Annotated in this window: 1 protein-coding gene; it reads right to left on the bottom strand. The window is 63.3% G+C overall.

The features are described from left to right. The coding region (locus AC0L21_RS38100; RefSeq protein WP_473267160.1) for a transposase at positions 1-313 on the bottom strand (313 nt) is incomplete at both ends.

The following is a 313-nucleotide window of genomic DNA, read 5'->3' on the forward strand; positions in this document are numbered from 1 at the left end:
ACGGCAATGAGGGCGAGTTTGGCTGGTTTGCCGGTCTGTCGCAGTCGGGTGTAGAAGGCTTTGAACGGATCGGCGCGACGAACCGCGTTCAGAGTGGCCATGTAGAGGGCGTCACGCACGCGCTTTCGGCCCCCGGCGATCTTGCGTTTGCCACGGAAGGCGCCGCTGTCGACGTTGAAGGGGGCCAGGCCGGCAAGCGCCGCAATTTGTTTCGGTCCGACCCGGCCGAGTTCCGACATCTGTGCGATCAGCTGCATGCAGGCTACGGGACCTACGCCGGGAAGTGACCGTATCAACTGCGCATCATCCGAGA

The sequence above is a fragment of the Bradyrhizobium sp. WSM4873 genome (assembly GCF_055811355.1).